Annotated in this window: 1 protein-coding gene and 1 pseudogene; both read left to right on the top strand. The window is 75.3% G+C overall.

The window, feature by feature from the left end; genetic code table 11:
- Positions 1-26: 26 nt before the first annotated feature.
- Positions 27-19,859, top strand: a pseudogene (locus ACFWVE_RS30660) (type I polyketide synthase); the annotation flags it as partial.
- 10 nt (positions 19,860-19,869) lie between these two features.
- Positions 19,870-24,456: beta-ketoacyl synthase N-terminal-like domain-containing protein (locus tag ACFWVE_RS30655; RefSeq protein ID WP_384021019.1), on the top strand; the 4,587-nt coding region annotated here is incomplete at its 3' end.

Genomic DNA, 24,456 nt, shown 5'->3' with positions numbered 1-24,456 from the left:
GTCTGTGAGTTGTTTATACGCGTCTCGTCCTGCCCCCCGGCGGCACCGGCGGTCGCGGCGCCGAGACCGCCCGCTGGCTGGCCCGCGCAGGCGCCACCCACCTGATCCTCACCGGCCGACGCGGCCCCGACGCGCCGGGCGCCGCCGAACTCGCCGCCGAACTGGAAGAACTGGGCGCCCGCGTCACCCTCGCCGCCTGCGACAGCGCCGACCGCGACGCCCTCGCCGCCGTCCTCGCCGACATCCCCGAGGACACTCCGCTCACCGGTGTGGTGCACGCCGCCGGCGTCGGCCAGGCGTCCACCCTGTCCGGCACCCCGCTCACCGAGACAGCCGCCGCCATGGCCGCCAAGACCCTGGGCGCCGCCCACCTCGACGCCCTGCTCGACGGCCACGACCTCGACTTCTTCCTGCTGTACTCGTCCGTCGCGGGAGTGTGGGGCAGCGCCGGCCAGAGCGCCTACGCCGCCGCCAACGCCTACCTCGACGCGCTCGCCGAACACCGGCGCGCCCGGGGTCTGACCGCCACCGCCGTCGCCTGGGGCCCGTGGGCCGAGATCGGCATGGCGCACGCGCACCACTCCGTCTCCGACACCCTCGAACGCAGCGGACTGCGCCTGCTGCCCCCCGCCACCGCCATGACGGAACTGCGCCGCGCCGTCGTCCAGAAGGACACCGCGGTCACCGTCGCCGACGTCGACTGGGGCCAGTACCACCCGGTCTTCACCGCCGTACGCGCCAGCCGCCTGTTCGACGAGATCGACACCGTGCGAGCCGCCCTCGCCGCCCCGGCGGACACCACCGCCACCGTCTCCGAACTGGCCGGCCGGCTGCGCGGACTGACCGGCGACGAACAGGAGCGGCTGCTCCTGGACCTGGTGCGCTCCGAGGCCGCCGTCGTCCTCGGCCACACCTCCGCCGACGGCGTCCCCGCCAAGCGCGCCTTCCGCGACGCGGGATTCGACTCGCTGACCGCCGTGGAACTGCGCAAGCGCCTCGCCGCGCTCACCGGGCTCGCCCTGCCCACCACCCTGGTCTTCGACCATCCCAACCCGGCCGCCCTCGCCCGCCACCTCCAGGACGAACTCCTCGGCACCGGCGACAGCGCATCCGTCGCCACCGCCGGTCCGGGCACCACCGACGAGCCCATCGCCATCATCGGCATGAGCTGCCGCTTCCCCGGCGGCGCCCGCTCCGCCGACGCGTTCTGGCGGCTCGTCGCCGACGGCACCGACACCATCTCCGACTTCCCCGTCAACCGCGGCTGGGACGCCGACGCCCTCTACGACCCGGACCCCGACAGGCCCGGCACCACCTACTCCACCCTCGGCGGCTTCCTGCACGACGCGGGCGAGTTCGACCCCGGCTTCTTCGGCATCTCGCCCCGCGAGGCCGTCTCCATGGACCCGCAGCAGCGGCTGCTGCTGGAAACGACCTGGGAGGCCTTCGAGCACGCCGGGATCGACCCCGACACGGTGCACTCCACGCCCACCGGCACCTTCATCGGGTCCACCTACCAGGACTACGGCGTCTCCATGGACGACGGCTCCGCCGGACACGCCGTCACCGGCTCCAGCCCCAGCGTCCTGTCCGGCCGCCTCGCCTACACCTTCGGGCTGGAGGGCCCGGCGGTCACCGTCGACACCGCCTGCTCCTCCTCGCTGGTCGCGCTGCACCTGGCCTGCCAGTCGCTGCGCAACGGCGAGAGCAGCCTCGCCCTCGCGGGCGGCGCCACCGTCATGACCAACCCGATGTCGTTCATCGCGTTCAGCCGACAGCGGGCGCTGGCCCGCGACGGACGCTGCAAGGCGTTCTCCGACGACGCCGACGGCATGACCCTCGCCGAGGGCATCGGCGTCCTCGTCCTGGAGCGGCTCTCCGACGCCCGGCGCAACGGCCACGAGGTCCTCGCCGTCGTCCGCGGCTCCGCCATCAACCAGGACGGCGCCTCCAACGGCCTGACCGCGCCCAACGGCCCCTCCCAGGTCCGCGTCATCCGCCAGGCCCTGAACGCCGCCGGGCTCACCGCCGACGACATCGACGCGGTCGAGGCGCACGGCACCGGTACCGCGCTCGGCGACCCCATCGAGGCGCAGGCCCTGCTCGCCACCTACGGCCGGGACCGCGACCCCGAACGGCCGCTGCTGCTCGGCTCGGTGAAGTCCAACATCGGTCACACCCAGTCGGCCGCCGGCGTCGCCGGCATCATCAAGATGGTCATGGCGATGCGCCACGGCACCCTGCCGCGCACCCTGCACGCCGACCGGCCGTCCACCCACGTCGACTGGGCCGGCGGCGTACGCCTCGTCACCGAGACCACCGGCTGGCACAAGGACGACGCCCCGCTGCGCTGCGCCGTCTCCTCGTTCGGCATCAGCGGCACCAACGCCCACGCCGTCCTGGAACAGGCACCCGCCGCCCCGGAGCCCGCCGAGGCCACAGAGCCCACGCTCCCGGCCGGCGGCGCCCTGCCCTGGATCCTGTCCGCCGCCGCCCCCGCCGCGCTGCGCGGCCAGGCCCGCAACCTCGCCGCGCACGTCACCGCCGCCGAACCGCACCCGGCCGACGTCGGCCACACCCTGATCACCGCCCGCTCCGTGCTGGAGCACCGCGCCGTCGCCCTCGGCACCGGCACCGGTGAACTCGCCGCCGCTCTGACCGCGTTCGGCGAGGGCGAATCCACCGCCCAGGTCGTCCACGGCACCGCCGACACCGACGGCCGCACCGTCTTCGTCTTCCCCGGACAGGGCTCCCAGTGGGCCGGCATGGGCGCCGAACTCCTCGAGACCTCACCGGTGTTCGCTGAACGGCTGCACGAGTGCGCCGCCGCGCTCGCACCGTTCACCGACTGGTCCCTGGTCGACGTCATCCGCGGCGCCGACGGCGCGCCCGGCTTCGACCGCGTCGACGTCGTCCAGCCCGCCACCTGGGCCGTGATGGTGTCCCTGGCCGAGCTGTGGCGCGCCCACGGCGTCACCCCGGACGCCGTCGTCGGCCACTCCCAGGGCGAGATCGCCGCCGCCGTCGTCTCCGGCGCCCTGTCCCTGGAGGACGGCGCCCGCGTCGTCGCCCTGCGCAGCAGGGCCATCGGCCGCGTCCTGGCCGGCGCCGGCGGCATGATGTCCGTACAGCTGCCCGCCGCCGAGGCCGAGGAGTACCTGGCCGCCCACGGCGGCGCCGTGTCCGTCGCCGCCGTCAACGGACCCCGCTCCGTGGTCCTCGCCGGCACACCCGACGCGCTCGACGCGCTGCACGCCGAGTTCACTTCCCACGACGTACGCGCCCGCCGCGTCGCCGTGGACTACGCCTCCCACTCCCCGCAGGTCGAGCGCATCCGCGACGACCTCCTCGACCTCCTCGCCCCCGTGACGCCCCGCCGGGCACGAGTGCCGTTCCTCTCCACCGTCACCGGCGAGACCCTCGACACCACCGGCACCGACGCCGCCTACTGGTACCGCAACCTGCGGCAGACCGTCCGCTTCGAGGACGCCGTACGCGCCCTCCTCGGCGCCGGACACACGGTGTTCGTCGAGATCAGCCCGCATCCCGTGCTCACCATGGCGGTGCAGGCCACCGCCGAGGACACCGGTGACCCGGTCGCCGTCACCGGCACCCTCCGCCGCGAACAGGGCGGCACCGGCCGCTTCCTGACCTCCCTCGCCGAACAATGGGTCCGCGGCGGCCGCGCCGACTGGACCGCCGTCTACGCCACGACCGGCGCCCGCAGGACACCCCTGCCCACCTACGCCTTCCAGCGCGAACACCTGTGGACCGAGACCGCGCCCCCGCGGACCGCGGGCGACGGCGACCCCGCCGACGCCGAGTTCTGGACCGAGGTCGAGCAGGAGGACGTCGACTCCCTCGCCTCCCGGCTCCACCTGCACCGCGACTCCCTCGCCCCCGTGCTGCCCGCCCTGTCCACCTGGCGGCGGCAGCGCCGCGACCGATCCACCGTCGGCTCCTGGCGCTACCGCGCCACCTGGAAGCCGCTCGGTGCCCTGCCCGACACCGCCCTCACCGGCACCTGGCTGCTGGTCACCGCCGACGGCGCCGACCCGGCACACGCCACCGCCGTACGGGAGGCGCTCACCGCGCACGGTGCCGAGACGGTGCCGCTGCACCTCGACGCCGCCGACACCGACCGCGGGCACCTCGCCGCCCGTCTGCGCGACCTGCCCGAAGTCACCGGCGTGGTGTCGCTGCTGGCCGCCGCCGAGGAAACCGGCACCCTCCACCCCGTCCTGCCCGCCGGGCTCGCGCTCAGCGTCACCCTGGTGCAGGCCCTGGGCGACGCCGGAATCGACGCGCCCCTGTGGGCGCTGACCCGGGGCGCCGTCTCCACCGGCCGCGCCGACCGGCTCACCCGGCCCGCGCAGGCCATGGTGCACGGCCTCGGCTGGACCGCCGCCCTGGAACACCCGCAGCGCTGGGGCGGCACGGTCGACCTGCCCGAGACCCTCGACCACCGCGCGGCACAACGGCTCGCCGCCGTCCTCACCGGCACCACCGGCGAGGACCAGCTCGCCGTCCGCGCCTCCGGCGTACTGGCCCGCCGCGTCGCCCCGGCACCCGCCCCGGCCGGCGGCACCGGCTGGACCCCGCGCGGCACCGTCCTGGTCACCGGCGGCACCGGCACCCTCGGCCCCCACCTGGCCCGCTGGCTCGCCGACCAGGGCGCCCGCGACCTGGTGCTCACCAGCCGACGCGGCGACAGCGCACCCGGAGCGGCCGAACTCGTCGCCGAACTCGCCGAACGCGGCTGCACCGCCACCGTCGCCGCCTGCGACGTCACCGACCGCGACGCCGTCGCCGCGCTCCTGGACCGGCTCGCAGCCGAGGGCCGCACCGTCCGCAGCGTCTTCCACACCGCCGCCGTCATCGAACTCCAGTCGATCGACGAGACCAGTCTCGACGCCTTCGCCAAGGTCGTGCACGCCAAGACCGCGGGCGCCGCCCACCTCGACGAACTCCTCGACGACGACCGGCTCGACGCCTTCGTCCTGTACTCCTCCACCGCCGGCCTGTGGGGCAGCGGCCGGCACGCCGCCTACGTCGCCGCCAACGCCCACCTCAACGCGCTCGCCGAGCACCGCCGCGCCCGCGGCGCCCGCGCCACCTCCGTCTCGTGGGGCATCTGGGCCGACGACATGAAGCTCGGCCGCGTCGACCCGGGCCAGATCCGCCGCAGCGGACTGGTCTTCATGGACCCGAAACTGGCCCTTGCCGGGCTGCGGCAGGCCCTCGACGCGGACGAGGGCGTCCTCGCCGTCGCCGACGTCGACTGGGACCGCTACCACCCGGTGTTCACCTCCTCACGGCCCACCGACCTGTTCGAGGACGTCCCCGGCGTACGGCGGCTGACCGAGGAGGCGGCCGCCCGCACCGCCGACGGCGGCGAGTTCGCCGGCCGGCTGCGCACACTGCCCGCCGGCGAACAGGACCGCCTCCTGCTCGACCTGGTCCGCTCCGAGGCCGCCACCGTCCTCGGCCACGCCTCCCCGGACGTACTGTCCGAGCGCCGCGCCTTCCGCGACGTCGGCTTCGACTCGCTCACCGCCGTCGACCTGCGCAACCGGCTCGCCGCCGTCACCGGCCTCACCCTCCCCAGCACCCTCGTGTTCGACTACCCGGACCCGCTCACCCTCGTCGCCCACCTGCGCGGCCTCGTCGGCGGCCCCGGCACCGAGGACAACGGACCGGTGCGCGCCACCGCCGCCGTCGACGACGAGCCCATCGCCGTCGTCGCCATGAGCTGCCGCTACCCCGGCGGCGTCACCTCTCCCGAGGCCCTGTGGGACCTCGTCGCGGCCGGCGGCGACGCCATCACCGGCTTCCCCGCCGACCGCGGCTGGGACGCCGAATCCCTCTACGACCCCGACCCCGACCGCCCCGGCACCACCTACTCCACCCAGGGCGGATTCCTCCACGACGTCGCCGACTTCGACGCCGCCTTCTTCGGGATCTCCCCGCGCGAGGCCCTCGCCATGGACCCGCAGCAGCGGCTCCTGCTGGAGACCGGCTGGGAGGTCCTGGAACGCGCCGGCATCGACCCCGCCACCCTCCGCGGCAGCCTCACAGGCACCTTCATCGGCGCCAGCTACCAGGACTACACCGCGGGCGGCGCCGCCTCCGAAGGTGCCGAGGGCCACCTCATCACCGGCACCATCTCCAGCGTGATGTCCGGCCGCCTCGCCTACACCTTCGGCCTGGAGGGCCCCGCCGTCACCCTGGACACCGCCTGCTCCTCCTCGCTGGTCGCGCTGCACCTGGCCTGCCAGTCGCTGCGCAACGGCGAGAGCACCCTCGCCCTCGCCGGCGGTGTCAGCGTCATGGCCACCCCCAGCGCCTTCACGGGCTTCAGCCGCCAGCGCGCCATGGCCCCCGACGGCCGCTGCAAGGCGTACGCCGAGGGCGCCGACGGCATGAGCCTGGCCGAGGGCGTCGGCCTCGTCCTGGTCGAACGGCTCTCCGACGCCCGCCGCAACGGGCACCCCGTGCTCGCCGTGATCCGCGGCTCCGCCGTCAACCAGGACGGCGCCTCCAACGGCCTGACCGCGCCCAACGGCCCCTCCCAGGCCCGGGTGATCCGCCAGGCCCTCACCAACGCGGGCCTCACCCCGGCCGACGTCGACGTGGTCGAGGGACACGGCACCGGCACCGCGCTCGGCGACCCCATCGAGGCACAGGCGCTGCTGGCCACCTACGGCCAGGGCCGGCCCGCCGAACGGCCGCTGCTGCTCGGCTCGGTGAAGTCCAACATCGGCCACACGCAGATGGCCTCGGGCATCGCCGGCGTCATGAAGATGGTCATGGCGATGCGCCACGGCACCGTCCCGCGCACCCTGCACGTGGACACCCCGTCCAGCCACGTCGACTGGGACTCCGGTGCCATCGACCTGGCCACCGACACCGTGCCCTGGCCCGAGACCGGCCGGCCCCGCCGCGCCGCCGTCTCCTCCTTCGGCCTCAGCGGCACCAACGTCCACACCGTCGTCGAAGAGGCCTCCGAGACCCCCGGCACCCCCGGAACCACCGACGAGCCGCAGCCCGCGCCCTCCGGGGGCCCCGGCGTCCTGCCGGCCGGCGTGCCCCTGGTCCTGTCCGCCCGCACCGCCCCCGCCCTGCGCGCCCAGGCCGCCCGCCTCCTCGACCACACCGAGGCCCACCCGGAGCTGCCGCTGCTCGACGTGGCCCACTCCCTGGCCACCACCCGCGGCTCCCTGGAGCACCGGGCCGCCGTCCTCGCCGGTGACCGCGACGGAGTCCTGCGCGCCCTGACCGCCCTGCGCGACGGCACACCCGACGGCGCGCTCGTGACCGGTGCCCCCTCCCGGGGCCGCCTCGCCTTCCTGTTCACCGGCCAGGGCAGCCAGCGCGCCGCCATGGGCCGCGAACTGTACGGTCGGTACCCGGTCTTCGCGGACGCCCTGGACGCCGTCCTCGCCCGCTTCGACCAGCATCTCGAACACCCGCTCAGGGACGTGCTGTTCGCCGACGAGGGCACCGACAGTGCCGCCCTCCTGCACGACACCGCCCACACCCAGCCCGCCCTGTTCGCCCTCGAAGTGGCGCTGTACCGGCTCGTCGAGTCCTGGGGCACCGTCCCGGACAGCGTCGCGGGCCACTCCATCGGTGAACTCGCCGCCGCCCACGTCGCGGGCGTCCTCTCCCTGGACGACGCCTGCACCCTCGTCGCCGCCCGGGGCCGCCTGATGGCCGCCCTGCCGGCCGGCGGCGCCATGGTCGCCGTGCAGGCCACCGAGGACGAGGTGCTGCCGTTGCTGGACGGCCTGGAGGACCAGGTCTCCCTGGCCGCCGTCAACGGCCCCCGCTCCGTGGTCCTGTCCGGCGACGAGGACGCCGTCACCCGGATCGCCGCCCGGCTCGCCGATGACGGCCGCAGGACCCGAGCCCTGCGGGTCAGCCACGCCTTCCACTCGCCGCGCATGGACGCCATGCTCGACGACTTCGCCCGCGTCGCCCGCGGCCTCACCTACCACCTGCCGTCCATCCCGCTGGTGTCCACCGTCACCGGCGAGCCCGCCTCCACCGACGCCCTGCGCACCCCCGACCACTGGGTCCAGCAGGTCCGTGCCACCGTCCGCTTCGCCGACGCGGTGCGCACCCTCGCCCGGCAGGGCCACACCTCCTTCCTGGAACTCGGCCCCGACGGGACCCTGTCCGCCGCCGCCCGCGAGACCCTCGACACCCTCGACTCCGCCGAGGCCCCGGACAGGCCGGCCCGCACCGGGACGACCGCGGTGCCCGTGCTGCGCCGCGACCGCGACGAGGTCTCCGCCCTCACCGCAGCCCTGGCCCGCGTCCACGTCCACGGCACCCGTGTGAGCTGGTCCGGCGTCCTGCACGGCACCGGCGCCCGCCGCGTCGACCTGCCCACCTACGCCTTCCAGCACAGCCGCTACTGGCCCGACACCACCCACGGGCCCACCACGCACACCACGCCCGGCCCGGCCGACGGCGCGGACGCCGCGTTCTGGTCCGCCGTCGAGCGCGCCGACCTGCCCGCCCTCGGCGCCGACCTCGGCCTCGACGACGACACCCTCGCCGCCCTCGTCCCCGCCCTGTCCGGGTGGCGGCGCCGCCGCACCGAACGGGCTGCCGCCGACGCCCGCCGCCACCGCGCCGTGTGGAAGCCGCTGGACGGCGCCCCCACCGCGCGCCCCACCGGCACCTGGCTCGTCCTGCTCCCGGCCACCGGCCCCGACACCGATGCGACCGAACTGCCGGACCACCTCGGCCTGCACGCCGTACGGGTGACCACCGACGGCCGGGACAGGACGGCACTCGCCGGCATCCTGCGGGAACTCCCGTGTCCGGACGGCGGCTTCACCGGCGTGCTGTCCCTGCTGGCCCTCACCACCGACGACTCCGACGCCGGTGCCCCCGCGGGTCTCAGCGTCCTGCTGCCCACGGCCACCGCCGTGCAGGCCCTCGGGGACGCGGGGATCCACGCCCCGCTGTGGCTCCTCACCCGCCGGGCCGTCTCCACCGGCCGCGCCGACCACCTCGCCCACCCCGGGCAGGCCACCGTACGGGGCCTCGGCCGGGTCGCCTCCCTGGAACACCCCGAACGCCGCTTCGGCCTCGTCGACCTGCCCGAAGACCTGGACACCCGGGCCGTACGACGCCTGGCCCATCTCCTGGCCGGACCCGGCGACGAAACCGACCTCGCCGTCCGCGCCTCCGCCACCTACGTCCGCCGCCTCACCCGCCACCCCGCGCCCGACGGGCCCGCCCCCCGGCGGTTCGTCCCCCAGGGCACGGCCCTGATCACCGGCGGCACCGGCGCGCTCGGCGCACACGTCGCCCGTCGCCTCGCCGAACGCGGCACCCCGCACCTGCTGCTGGTCAGCCGACGCGGCACCGAGGCCCCCGGCGCCGCCGGCCTCGCGGCCGAACTGCGCGGCCTCGGCGCCGAGGTGACGATCACCGCCTGCGACACCGCCGACCGGGACGCCCTCGCCGCCGTCCTCGCGGCCGTACCCGCCGAACACCCGCTCACCGCGGTGATCCACACCGCCGGCGTGCTCGACGACGGCGTCCTCGACACGCTCACGCCCGAACAGTTCGACACCGTCCTGCGGGCCAAGGCCCACTCCGCCGCCCACCTGCACGAACTGACCCGCGACACGGACCTCACCGACTTCGTGCTGTTCTCCTCCACCGCCGGCAGCCTCGGCGCCGTCGGCCAGGGCAACTACGCCGCCGCCAACGCCTACCTGGACGCCCTCGCCGAACACCGCCGCGCCCTCGGCCTGCCGGCCACCTCCGTCGCCTGGGGCCCCTGGGCCGGCACCGGTATGGCCGGCGACGGCACCGGAGTGGAGGAGCGGGTCCGCCGCGGCGGCTTCACCCCGATGAGCACCGAGGACGCGCTCACCGCCCTCGACACCGCCGTCGCCCACGGCGACACCGCGCTCACCGTCGCCGACATCGACTGGGAGAGGTACGCGACGGTCTTCCCCGTCAACCGCCCCCTCGTCCGCGACCTGCCCGAACTGCGCACCACCGCCGCCTCCGCGACCGCGGGCACCACCGGACCGGTACTCGGCCGGCAGATCGCCGCCCTCACCGGACCCGCCCGCGAACGGTACGCACTGGACTTCGTGCGCGCCCAGGTCGCCGGCGTCCTCGGCCACCCCGACCCGGCCGCCGTCGAACCCGACCAGGCCTTCACCGACCTCGGCTTCGACTCGCTGACCACCGTCGAACTGCGCAACACCCTCAACGCCACCACCGGCCTGAAGCTGCCCGCCACCCTCGTCTACGACCACCCCACCACCCGCGACCTGGCCGCCCACCTCCTCACCGAACTGCTGGGCACCCTGCCCGAGCCGGCCGACGGCCGCGCCGCCGCGGACACCACCGGCCGCCCGGCGGACGACGACCCCGTCGTCATCGTCGGCATGGGCTGCCGCTTCCCCGGCGGCGTCGACTCACCCGACGACCTGTGGGACCTGCTGTACGACGGCCGGGACGCGGTCACCGGCTTCCCCACCGACCGCGGCTGGGACCTCGACGCCCTCGCCCGCGGCGGCTCGGCCACCCTGGAGGGCGGTTTCCTCGACGGCGCCGGACTCTTCGACGCCGGCTTCTTCGGCATCTCTCCGCGCGAGGCCCTCGCCATGGACCCCCAGCAGAGGCTGCTCCTCGAGACCTCCTGGGAGGCCCTGGAGCGCGCCGGCATCGACCCGGCGGGCCTGCGCTCCAGCGCCACCGGCGTCTTCGTCGGCACCAACGGCCAGGACTACGCCACCATGCTCCGCCGCGGCACCACCGACGTGCAGGGCCACGCCGCCACCGGCACCACCGCCAGCGTCATGTCCGGCCGGCTGTCCTACACCCTCGGCCTGGAGGGCCCCGCCGTCACCGTCGACACCGCCTGCTCCTCGGCGCTCGTCGCCCTGCACATGGCCGCCGCGGCGCTGCGCACCGGCGAGTGCTCCCTGGTCCTCGCCGGCGGCGTCTCGGTGATGTCCAGCCCCGACGCCTTCGTCGAGTTCACCGCCCAGGGCGGTCTCGCCGGGGACGGCCGCTGCAAGGCCTTCGCCGACTCCGCCGACGGCACCGCCTGGTCCGAGGGCGCCGGCGTCCTCGTCCTGGAACGCCTCTCCGACGCCCGCCGCAACGGGCACCCCGTGCTCGCCGTGGTCCGCGGCGCGGCCGTCAACCAGGACGGTGCCTCCAACGGCCTGACCGCACCCAACGGCCGCGCCCAGCAGCGCGTCATCCGCGCCGCCCTCGCCGACGCCCGCCTCACCCCGGCCGACGTGGACATGGTGGAGGCGCACGGCACCGGCACCACCCTCGGCGACCCGATCGAGGCCCACGCCCTCATCGCCGCCTACGGCACCGAGCGCGACCCGGAGCACCCGCTGCTGCTCGGCACGGTCAAGTCGAACCTGGGCCACACCCAGGCCGCCGCAGGCGCCGCCGGCGTCATCAAGACCGTGCTCGCCCTGCGCCACGGCGAACTGCCCAGGACACTGCACGTCGACACCCCGTCGACCCACGTCGACTGGTCCGACGGCACGGTCGCCCTGCTCCGCGAACGCCGCGCCTGGCCGGAGACCGGCCGGCCCCGCCGCGCCGGTGTCTCCGCCTTCGGCGTCAGCGGCACCAACGCCCACGTCCTCCTGGAACAGGCCCCGGCCGAGACCGGGCCGGGCAGGAGCGGCGACACCGGCGACACGGCACCCGTGGCGCCCGCCGAAGTGCCCTGGCTCGTGTCCGCCCGCACCTCCGAGGCCCTCACGGACCAGACCGGGCGGCTCACCTCGTTCACGGCCGCCCACCCGGAGACGACGGCCCTCGACACTGCCTACACCCTGGCCGTCGGCCGTACCGCGTTCGAGCACCGGGCGGTGCTGCTCGCGGGCGCGGGCGTGGAGGGCGAACAGCCGGTCGAGGTGGCGCGCGGTCGCGCGGCGGAGCGTTCGCTTGCGGTGCTGTTCTCGGGTCAGGGTTCGCAGCGGGCGGGGACGGGGCGTGAGCTGTATGCCCGGTTCCCGGTGTTCGCCGAGACGTTGGATGGTGTACTGGCTCGGCTGGACGCGGAGTTGGAGCGTCCGCTGCGTGAGGTGCTGTTCGCGGGGGAGGGCACGCCGGAGGCGGCCCTGCTGGATACGACCGGGTACGCGCAGCCCGCGCTGTTCGCGGTCGAGGTCGCGCTGTACCGGCTCGTCGAGTCGTGGGGAGTGCGACCGGAGTTCGTGGCCGGTCACTCCGTGGGTGAGATCACCGCCGCGCACGTCGCCGGTGTCCTGTCCCTGGACGACGCCTGCACGCTGGTCGCCGCGCGTGCCCGGTTGATGCAGGACCTCCCGGCCGGTGGCGCGATGGTGGCCGTGCAGGCCACCGAGGAGGAGATCACCCCGCGCCTCACGGACGGGATCGCCCTGGCGGCGGTCAACGGTCCCGAGTCCGTCGTCGTGTCCGGCGTCGAGGCCGAAGCGGTCGCCCTGGCGGAGGAGTTCGCGGCGAAGGGCCGTAAGACGCAGCGTCTGTCGGTGAGCCACGCCTTCCACTCGCCGTTGATGGAGCCGATGCTGGCGGAGTTCCGCCGTGTCGCGGAGGGGCTGACGTACGCCGAGCCGGTGATTCCCGTGATCTCCAACGTGACCGGGGAGGTCGCCGACCCGGACCTGCTGTGCTCCGCCGACTACTGGGTGCGCCACGTGCGCGGCACCGTGCGCTTCGCCGACGGTGTGCGCGCGCTGGCCGACGCGGGTGTGAACGCGTTCCTGGAGCTGGGCCCGGACGGCGTCCTGACCGGTATGGCCGCGCGGGCGCTGGACGGGACCGAAGGCGTCGTGTCCGTGCCGGCGCTGCGCAGGGACCGTGCCGAGGAGACCGCGCTGCTCACCGCGCTGGCCCGGCTCCACGTCGCCGGCGTGGACATCGACTGGGACGTCTGGTTCCACGGGACCGGCGCCCGTCGTACCGAGTTGCCCACGTACGCCTTCCGGCGCGAGCACTACTGGCCCGAGCCGGCCGCCGCGCCCGGCGCGTCCACCGGGCAGGACCCGGTGGACGCCGCCTTCTGGGCAGCCGTGGAACGGGAGGACCTGGAGGCCCTGTCCGCCACGCTCGACCTGGACGACACGGTCCTGTCGGACGTGCTGCCCGCGCTGTCCTCGTGGCGCCGTGCGCTCACCGAGCGGTCGCTGGTGGACGGCTGGCGCTACCGGGTGAGCTGGCGTCCGCTGACCGCCACCGTCACCGGATCGTCGGCCTTCGAAGGTCCCTGGCTCGTCCTGATCCCCGCCGGGCTGGACGGCGACCCGTGGGCCGAGGCCGTCGCCGGTGCCCTGGGCACCGACGTGGTGCGCGTGGTCTGCGCTCCGGACGACACCGGTCTCGCCGGACGCCTGACCGAGGCCGCCGGCGGCAGGGAGTGCACCGGTGTGGTCTCCCTGTTCGCCGCCGCGTTCGCCGGCGTGGCGGACAGCGGTGACCCCGGTGACCCGCCGTCCGGCGCCGCGTGGCCGGACGCCCTGCTGGACACCCTGGACGAAGCCGGAATCACCGGCCGCCTGTGGGCGGTCACCCGGGGCGCGGTCTCCGTGGGCCGCTCCGACGCCGGGGCGGACCCCGTGCAGGCGGCGGTGTGGGGCCTCGGCCGGGTCACCGCACTGGAACACCCCGACCGGTGGGGCGGCCTCGTCGACGTCGACCACGTGACAGACGCACGCACCGCCGAGCGCCTGCGTGCCGTCCTGTCCGCGACCGGCCCGGATGCCGAGGACCAGGTCGCGCTGCGCGCCTCCGGTGCCTTCGCCCGGCGTCTGGTCCGGGCGTCGGCACAGCGGCCGGACGCCCAGTGGCGGCCCAGCGGCACCGTGCTGGTCACCGGCGGCCCTGAGGGCTTCGCCGGTCATGTCTCCCGCTGGCTGGCCGGGAACGGCGCCACCGGGGTGCTGCTGGCCGGTCGCAGCGAACCCGACACCGACGCGCTCGGCGCGCTGCGCGCCGAGCTCGCGGAGAGGGGAGCCGAATTGACCGTGGTCGTGCACGACCCGGCCGACGCCTCCGTCCTCACCGCAGCGGTGGACGCCCTGCCCGACGGCCGTCCGCTCACCGCCGTGATCCACACCGGTGACGACGGCGTCCCCGCCGACGGCGCCGAAGCGCCCGGCGCGGACGCCCTCCTGACCACCGTGCGCCGGGACCTCGACACGCTGGGCACGGCCACCGGGGGCCGGGGCCTGGACGCTTTCGTCGTGTTCGGCTCCATCTCCGGGGTCTGGGGCGTCAGCGGTCAGGGGGCGGGCGCCGCCGCGGGCGCCTACCTGGACGCCGTCGTCCAGGAACGCAGGGCGCGCGGCGGCAACGCGGTGGCCGTCTCCTGGGGTGCCTGGGCCGGCGCCGGGCCCGACGGACTCGCTGCCCACCTGCGCGCCAACGGCCTGCCCGCCATGGATCCGCACCGGGCCCTGACCGTGCTCGGCGCGGTCGTCGGCGAGGCCGCCGCCGACCCGTCGGCACCGGCCTCGGTGACGGTCGCCGACGTGGTGTGGGACCGCTTCGCCCCCGCCTTCACCCGCACTCGGCCGGGCCGCCTGTTCACCGAGCTGCCCGAGGCGCGGCGCGCACTCGAGGCGGCCGGCGGCGACCGCGCGGACGCGGGCACCACCGCCACGCTCCGCACCCGGCTGCGCCGGCTCGACGAGCGGGACCGGCTCCCGTACGCGCTGGACCTCGTCCGTACCGAGGTCGCCTCGGTCCTCGGCCACTCCGGCGCCGACGCCGTACCCGCCGAACAGGCCTTCAAGGACCTCGGCTTCGATTCGCTGACCGCCGTCGACCTGCGCAACCAGCTCGCCGCTGCCACCGGGCTCACCCTGCCCGCGACCCTCGTCTTCGACTACCCGACGCCGGCCGCGCTCGCCACGCACCTGCTGACCGGCCTCCTCGGCGAGGACACCGGTCCGGCGACCCCGGCCGGGCACGGGACGAACACGGCCACGGCCGACGACCCGATCGTCATCGTCGGCATGAGCTGCCGCTACCCCGGCGGCGTGCGTTCGCCCGAGGACCTGTGGCAGCTGACCGCTTCAGGCACCGACGCCATCGGCGGCTTCCCCACCGATCGCGGCTGGGACCTGGACCGGCTCCTCGACGGTGACCGCGACGGCCGGGGCCGCAGCGTCACCCGCAACGGCGGATTCCTGTACGACGTCGCCGACTTCGACCCCGACTTCTTCGGCATCTCCCCACGCGAGGCCCTGGTCATCGACCCGCAGCAGCGCATCGTGCTGGAGGCCGCATGGGAGGCCCTGGAACGGGCCGGCATCGACCCGGCCGGACTGCGCGGCGGTGACACCGGCGTCTTCGTCGGCGGCGGCAGCGGCGACTACCGCCCCGCCATCGGCCAGATCGGGCACGTCGAGACCGCCCAGTCGGCGAGCCTGCTCTCCGGCCGGCTGTCCTACACCCTCGGCCTGGAGGGACCCTCGGTCAGCATCGACACGGCCTGCTCGTCGTCGCTGGTCGCACTGCACCTCGCGACGCAGGCCCTGCGCAACGGCGAGTGCTCCATCGCCCTCGCCGGAGGCGTCACCGTGATGTCGACCCCGGTCGGCTTCGTCGAGTTCGGCGAGATGGGCGCCCTGTCCCCGGACGGCCGCTGCAAGGCCTTCGCCGACTCCGCCGACGGTACCGCCTGGGCCGAGGGCGTGGGCATGCTCGTCGTCGAGCGGCTCTCCGACGCCCGACGCAACGGCCACCAGGTCCTCGCCGTACTGCGCGGTTCCGCCGTCAACCAGGACGGCGCCTCCAACGGCCTCACCGCGCCCAACGGCCCCTCCCAGCAGCGGGTCATCCGCAAGGCCCTGGCCGCTGCGGGCCTCACGGCCCGCGACGTCGACGCCGTGGAGGCGCACGGCACCGGTACCGCGCTCGGCGACCCCATCGAGGCGCAGGCCCTGCTCGCCACCTACGGCCAGGACCGCGACCCCGAACGGCCCCTGCTGCTCGGTTCCGTCAAGTCGAACATCGGGCACGCGCAGGCCGCCTCCGGTGTCGCCGGCGTCATCAAGATGGTCCTGGCGATGCGCCACGGCACCCTGCCGAAGACCCTGCACGTCGACCGGCCGTCCTCGCACGTCGCCTGGGACCCGGACGCCGTACGGCTGCTGACCGAGGAAACCGCCTGGCCCGAGACCGGGCGTCCGCGCCGCGCGGGTGTGTCCTCCTTCGGTGCCAGTGGCACCAACGCCCACGTCGTCCTGGAACAGCCCACGGCCGACACCGGCACCGATGCCGACGACACCGCGCACGTCCCGCCCGTCCGGGAGACCCGGGGAACCACCGGACCGCTGCCCGTGGCCCTGTCCGCCGTCACCCGGGACGCCCTGGCCGACCAGGCCGACCGTCTGCGCGCCCGGCTCACCGCCGACACGGACCCGGCGGCCCCGCACACCGCCGCGTCCGTCGCCGACCTGGCCCTGTCCCTCGGAACGACCCGCTCGGCATTCGAGCACCGCGCCGTCCTGGTCGCCGCAGACCGGACCGAACTGCTCGACGCGCTCACGGCGCTCGCCGAGGACCGGACCGTCCCGAACGTCCTGCGGGGCCGCGCCGCCCCCGGGGGCAGGACCGCGTTCCTCTTCCCCGGCCAGGGCTCCCAGCGGGCCGGCACCGGTCGCGAACTGTACGCGCGGTACCCGGTGTTCGCCGAGGCCCTGGACGCCGTGGCGGCCTGCCTCGACCCGGAGCTGGACCGGCCGCTGCGCGAGGTGATGTTCGCCGAGGAGGGCACGCCCGAGGCCGCCTTGCTGGACACCACCGGCTACACCCAGCCCGCGCTGTTCGCCCTCGGCGTCGCCCTGTACCGGCTCGTCGAGTCCTGGGGCGTCCGCCCGGACCTGCTGGCCGGGCACTCCGTCGGCGAGATCGCCGCCGCCCACGTCGCCGGGGTGTTCACCCTGGAGGACGCCTGCACGGTCGTCGCCGCCCGGGCCCGCCTGATGCAGGCCCTTCCGGCCGGCGGCGCCATGATCGCCGTACGGGCGGGCGAGGAAGAGGTGACCGCCCGGCTCGGCGACCGGATCTCCCTCGCCGCCGTCAACGGCCCCGAGGCGGTCGTGGTCTCCGGCGACGAGGACGCCGTCACCGCCCTCGCCGACGAGTTCACCGCACTCGGCAGGAAGACTAGGCGTTTGCGGGTGAGCCATGCGTTTCACTCCCTGCACATGGACGCCATGCTTCAGGACTTCGGACGGATCACCCGGAGCGTGTCGTACACCGCGCCGAAGCTGCCCCTGGTGTCGAACCTCACCGGGGAGGCGGCCGCACCGGAGCAGGTGTGCGACCCCGGGTACTGGGTCGAACACGTCCGCGGGGCAGTCCGGTTCGGCGACGGCGTACGCACCCTCGCCGCCCGCGGCGCCACCCGCTACCTGGAGCTCGGACCCGACGGCGTGCTGTGCTCCCTGGCCCAGGACACCTTCGACTCCCTCGCCGACGACAACCGCCAGGCCCCGGCCGCCGTACCGGCGCTGCGCACCGGACGCGACGAGGGGCGGTCCCTGATCGGCGCGGTGGCCCGGCTGCACGCCGCCGGCCAGCCCCTCGACTGGGCCGCGCTGCTCGACGGCACCGGAGCCCACCGCGTCGACCTGCCGACGTACGCCTTCGGGCGCCGCCGGTTCTGGCCCGACGCCGCCCCCGCCACCACGAACACCGCACCGGCCGCCGACGACGGGGACGCCGCGTTCTGGTCCGCCGTCCAGGGCGAGGACTTCGACACCCTCGCCGGTGACCTGGGCGTCGACGGGGAATCCCTCTCCCGTGTCCTGCCCGCCCTGCAGGACTGGCGCCGCAAGCGCGGCGACCTGGCCACCGTGGACGGCTGGCGCCAGCGCATCGCCTGGCGGCCCCTGAACCGCGCCACCGCCGGCACCCCGGCCGGCACCTGGCTCGCCGTGGTGCCCGCCGGACACGCCGACGATCCGTGGACCGCCGAGGTCCTGTGCCTGCTGGGCCCCGGCACCGTCCGACTGGACGTGTCCGGTGGCACGGACCGCACGGACCTCGCCGCCCGGCTGCGGGAACAGCACACGGCCGACGTCCCGTTCACCGCGGTGGTGTCGCTGCTCGCCCTCGCCGAGGGACACGACCCGCAGGCTCCCGGCACCCCCCGCGGCGCCACCCTCACCGCCGCGCTGCTCCAGGCGCTCGGAGACGCCCGCGTCGACGCCCCGCTGTGGTGCCTCACCCGCGGCGCCGTCGCCGTCTCGCCCGCCGAGACCGTGCCCGCACCGCTCCAGGCCGCCGTGCACGGCCTGGGCCGGGTGGCGGCCCTGGAGTACCCGCACCGCTGGGGCGGCACCGTCGACCTGCCCGAAACCCTCGACGAGCGGTCCGCGGAGCGACTGGCGGCCGTCCTCGCCGACCCCGAGGGCGAGGACCAGCTCGCCGTCCGGCCAGCCGCCGTCTTCGGCCGCCGGCTCGCCGCCGTCCGGCCCGGCACCCCCCGCGACTGGCAGCCCACCGGCACCGTCCTGATCACCGGCGGCACCGGCGCCCTCGGCGCACACGTCGCCCGCCGCCTCGCCGGCGCCGGAGCCCGCCACCTGGTCCTCCTCAGCCGCAGCGGCCCCGACGCGCCCGGCGCCGGCAAGCTCCGCGCCGAACTCGCCGAACTCGGCGCCGAGGTCACCCTCACCGCCTGCGACACCGCCGACCGGGACGCCCTGGCCGCCGTCCTCGCGGACATCCCCGGCCACGCGCCCCTCACCGGCGTCGTCCACACCGCGGGCGTCCTCGACGACGGTGTGCTCGACAGCCTGACCCCCGAGCGGTTCGAGGCGGTCTTCCACGCGAAGGTCACCGGCGCGCTCCTCCTGGACGAGCTGACCCGGGACCACGACCTGGACGTCTTCGCCCTGTTCTCCTCCGCGTCCGCCGCGGTCGGCAACCCCGGCCAGGGCAACTACGCGGCGGCCAACGCGGTCCTCGACGCCCTCGCCGAACGCCGCCGGGCCGACGGCCTGCCCGCCACCTCCGTCGCCTACGGCGCCTGGGGCGGTGACGGCATGGCCGGTGACGACCGCGCCGCCGCCCTCGCCCGGCGCACCGGCATCCGGCCGCTCGACCCGGACCTGGCGGTCCTGGCACTGCGCCGGACCGTCACCGACAGCGACCCCGTCGCGGTCGTCGCCGACGTCGACCCGGAGCGGTTCGTGCGGGCCTTCACCACCGTGCGCCCCAGCAGCCTCCTCGTGGAGATGCCCGCGTACGCCGCTCTCACCGCCGCCGCGAACACCGCCGGACGCGACACCGGGCGGGCCGTGCCCGAACTGCGCGACCGGCTGGCCCGGCTGCCCGGCAACCGGCGCCTGCAGACCGTGCTCACCCTGGTACGGGAACGCGCCGCCGACGTCCTCGGCCACACCGGAACCGATCCGGTCGGCCCCGACCGGGCCTTCCGCGACCTCGGCTTCGACTCCCTCGGCGCCGTCGAGCTGCGCAACCAGCTGGGCGCCGCCACCGGACTCACCCTGTCCGCCACCCTCGTCTTCGACCACCCCACCCCCGCCGCCCTCGCCGAGCACGTCCTCGGCGAGCTGCTGCCCGGCGACACGCCGGGCGACGAGACCACCGACGAGGACGCGCTGCGCGCCGTCCTCGCCTCGGTCTCCCTCGCCCAGCTGCGCGAGCTCGGCGTCCTGGAACCGCTCCTGAAGCTCGCCGGGCGGACCCCGGCAGCGGCCGGAGCGCAGGCGGAGGGCACCGGCACCGAGGACGTGTCCGACGCGTCCATCGACGCCATGGAGGTCGACGACCTGGTGCAGGCGGCACTCAACGGCAACCTCGACGACCAGCGGGACTGACGGAGCGACCATGACCACGCCCAGCGAAAAAGTTGTCGAAGCTCTCCGGGCCTCGCTCAAGGAGACCGAGCGACTGCGGCGGCAGAACCGGGAACTCGCGGCAGCCGCCGCGGAACCCATCGCCGTCGTCGCGATGAGCTGCCGCTACCCCGGAGGGGTCACCTCCCCCGAGGACCTGTGGCGGCTCGTCGAAACCGGCACCGACGCCATCTCGGGCTTTCCCACCGACCGTGGCTGGGACCTCGACGCCCTGCGTGACGCCGGGGTCGACGCGCGCGGCCACTCCGTCAGCCAGCAGGGCGGATTCCTCGACGGCGTCGCCGACTTCGACGCCTCCTTCTTCGGGATCTCACCCCGCGAGGCCGTCTCCATGGACCCACAGCAGCGCCTGCTGCTGGAGACGTCCTGGGAGGCCCTGGAACGGGCCGGCATCGATCCGCAGAGCCTGCGCTCCAGCGCCACCGGCGTCTTCGTCGGCACCAACGGACAGGACTACGCCTACCTCCTGGTCCGTTCGCTGGCCGACGCCACCGGCGACATCGGCACCGGCATCGCCGCCAGCGCCACCTCCGGCCGGCTGTCCTACACCCTCGGCCTGGAGGGCCCGGCGGTCACCGTCGACACCGCCTGCTCCTCCTCCCTGGTCGCCCTGCACGCCGCCGCCCACGCCCTGCGCGCGGGGGAGTGCACCCTCGCCCTCGCCGGCGGCGTCAACGTCATGTCCGCGCCCGGCTCCCTGATGGAGTTCAGCCGTCAGGGCGGCCTGGCCGGCGACGGCCGCTGCAAGGCGTTCGCCGACGACGCCGACGGCACCGGCTGGTCCGAGGGAGTCGGCATGCTCCTGCTGGAACGCCTCTCCGACGCCCGCCGCAACGGGCACCCCGTCCTCGCCGTGCTGCGCGGTTCCGCCGTCAACCAGGACGGCGCCTCCAACGGCTTCACCGCGCCCAACGGCCCCTCCCAGCAGCGCGTCATCCAGCGCGCCCTGCACACCGCCGGCCTGACCACCGCCGACATCGACGCCGTGGAGGCGCACGGCACCGGCACCCCCCTCGGCGACCCCATCGAGGCGCAGGCCCTCCTCGCCACCTACGGCCAGGGCCGCGACCCCGAGCGGCCCCTGCTGCTCGGTTCCGTCAAGTCGAACATCGGGCACGCGCAGGCCGCCGCCGGTGTCGCGGGCGTCATCAAGATGGTCATGGCGATGCGCCACGGTGTCCTGCCGCCCACCCTGCACGCGGACCGGCCGTCGCGGCACGTCGACTGGAACGCGGGCGCCGTCCGGCTCCTGGGCGAGCGCACCCCCTGGCCGGAGACCGGCCGTCCCCGCCGGGCCGGCGTGTCGTCCTTCGGCATCAGCGGCACCAACGCACACGTCCTCCTGGAACAGGCCGAGCCCGCCCCCGCCCCCGAAGAGCCCGCCGCGCCGTCCCTCACCCCGGCGGTCGTGCCGTGGCCGGTCTCCGCCAAGACCGAGGACGCCCTGCGGGACCGGCTGACCCAGATCACGGCACCGACCGACGCCACCGCGCTCGACATCGGCCACTCCCTCGCGTCGGGCCGCTCCGTGTTCGAACACCGGGCGATGCTGCTCACCGGCGCCGACGGCGTCCCCGCCGAGGTCGCCCGCGGCCGGGCCACCGAGCGGTCCCTGGCCGTACTGTTCTCCGGCCAGGGCTCCCAGCGGCCCGGCATGGGACGCGAACTGTATGCCCGCTTCCCGGTGTTCGCCGAAGCCCTCGACGCCGTACTGCACCGGCTCGACGGCGAACCGGACCGCCCGCTGCGGGACATCGTCTTCGCCGAACGCCGCACCCCCGAGGCGGAACTCCTCGACACCACCGGCTATACGCAGCCCGCGCTGTTCGCCGTCGAGGTGGCGCTCTTCCGGCTCGTCGAATCGTGGGGCGTGACACCGGAGTTCGTGGGAGGCCACTCGGTCGGCGAGATCGCCGCCGCGCACGTGGCGGGCGTCCTGTCCCTGGACGACGCCTGCACGCTGGTCGCCGCCCGCGCCCGGCTGATGCAGGGCCTCCCGGCCGGCGGCGCCATGATGGCCGTACAGGCCACCGAGGAGGAGATCACCCCCAAGCTGACCGGCGGCGTGTCGGTGGCCGCGGTCAACGGCCCGGACGCCGTGGTCGTCGCCGGTGCCGAGTCCGAAGTCCTCGCGCTCGCCAACGAGTTCGCGACCCAGGGCCGCAAGACGCAGCGTCTGTCGGTGAGTCACGCCTTCCACTCGCCGTTGATGGAGCCGATGCTGGCGGAGTTCCGCCGTGTCGCGGAGGGTCTGACGTACGCCGAGCCGGTGATTCCCGTGGTCTCCAACGTGACCGGCGGGATCGCGGACCCGGACCTGCTGTGCTCGCCGGACTACTGGGTGCGCCACGTACGGGAGACGGTGCGCTTCGCCGACGGCGTGCGCGCCCTGGCCGACGCCGGCGCGAACGCCTTCCTGGAGCTGGGGCCGGACGGGGTCCTGACCGGTATGGCCGCGCGGGTGCTGGACGGCGCCGCCGACACGGTCTCCGCGGCGGCGCTGCGCAAGGACCGCGCCGAGGAACGGGCCCTGCTCACCGCACTGGCCCGGCTCCACGTCACCGGCGTCCGCGTCGACTGGGCGCGCTGCTTCGACGGGACCGGTGCGCGCCGCGTCGACCTGCCCACCTACCCGTGGCAGCACGAACGGTACTGGCCCGTCCTGATGGCCGCCGCCGGCGACGTGACGGCCGCCGGCCTGGTCTCCGCCGAGCACCCGCTGCTCGGCGCCGCGGTCTCCCTGGCCGGTCTCGACGGGGTCCTCTTCACCGGGCGGCTCTCCGCACAGACCCACCCCTGGCTGATGGACCACACGGTGGGCGGCATGGTGGCCTTCCCCGCCACCGGCTTCCTCGAACTGGCCGTCCGCGCCGGCGACCAGGTCGGCTGCGACCGCGTCGACGAACTCACCCTCGCCAAGCCCCTCATCCTCAGCGAGAACTCCGCCGCCGTCGTGCAGGTGTGGGTCGGCGCCCCGGACGAGACCGGCGCCCGCAAGGTCACCGTGTACTCGCAGACCATGGACGACCCGGAGCAGCGCTGGACCGAGCACGCCAACGGCGTCCTCACCGCCGGCGAGCGCGTCACCGGCTTCGACGCGAGCGTCTGGCCCCCGCGGGGCGCCGTCGCTGCCGACCTGGAGGGCTTCTACGAGCGCACCGAGTACGGACCCGTCTTCCAGGGGCTGCGCGCCGTCTGGCGGCGCGGCGACGAGGCGTTCGTTGAGGTCGCCCTGCCGAGCCAGGTCGACGACGCCGAGTACTACGGCATGCACCCGGCGCTGCTGGACGCGGCCGTGCAGTCCGTCGGCTTCGTGGGCCTCGGCGACGGCAAGAAGCTGCTGCCGTTCTCCTGGTCCGGGGTGTCCCTGCACGCGGGCGGCGCCTCCGTCGTCCGCGTCCGGGTCGCCCGCACCGGCGAGGACTCCGTCTCCATCGCCGCGGTCGACGTCGAGGGCGCGCCCGTCCTCTCCGCCGAGTCGCTGATCCTGCGCGTCCCCTCCGCCATCCAGGCCCCGGCGCTGCGCAGCAGTGAACAGGACGGCCTGCTCCGGCTCCAGTGGACCCCCGCCACCGACGCCGGCACCGACACGGACGTCCACTGCGCCGTCCTCGGGACCGGCACGGGACTGCCGGGCACCGCCGTCGACACCCTCGCCGACTGCCTGGCCGCCTCCCCGCTGCCCGAACTCGTCCTCGCGCCGCTGGACGGCGGAAGCGGCGAACTGCCCGCCGCCGTCCACACCCTCACCGCCCGCACCCTCGACCTGGTGCGCCAGTGGCTGGAGCTGAACCCGTCCGGACCGTCCCGGCTGGTGTTCGTCACGCGCGGCGCCGTCGCCGCCGACACCGGCGAGCCGGTACGTGACCTCGCCGCGGCCGCCGCCTGGGGCCTGGTCCGCAGCGCCGAGGCCGAGAACCCGGGCCGCTTCGCCCTCCTCGACCTGGGTTCCGACGCCTCTTTTGACGCCCGCGCCGACACGGTCGTCGGACGGCTGCCGGGCCTGCTCGCCGGGGGCGACACCCAGTTCGTCGTCCGCGACGACACCGTACGCGTCGCCCGGCTGGCCCGGCTGACCAGCGGCGAGAGCCTGCTCCCGGTCGCCGGACTGCCCTGGCGGCTCGACAGCGACGACCGCGGCACCCTCGATGCTCTCACCCTTGTCCCCTGCCCGGAGGTGCTTCAGGCGCCGGAGGGCCGGCAGGTGCGCCTCGAGGTGCGGGCGGCCGGACTGAACTTCCGCGACGTGATGAACGCGCTCGGCATGTATCCCGGCGAGGCCGGACTCCTCGGCGCGGAGGCGGTCGGTGTCGTCACCGCCACCGGCCCCGAGGTCACCGTCCTCGCCCCCGGCGACCGGGTGATGGGCATGGTGCCGGGCGGTCTGGGCACCGATGTGCTGATCGACGAGCGGTTCCTGGTCCACGTCCCCGACGGGTGGGCGGACGAGCGGGCGGCGTCGATGCCGTTGGTGTTCCTGACCGCCCTGTACGCCTTCCGTGATCTGGCGGGTCTGCGGGCGGGGGAGTCGGTGCTGGTGCATGCCGGTGCGGGTGGT

This window comes from Streptomyces sp. NPDC058632 (genome assembly GCF_042717095.1).
Lineage (GTDB): Bacteria > Actinomycetota > Actinomycetes > Streptomycetales > Streptomycetaceae > Streptomyces.
Note: the sequence above shows the minus strand (reverse complement) of the source record. Positions and strands in the feature narration are given on the sequence as shown.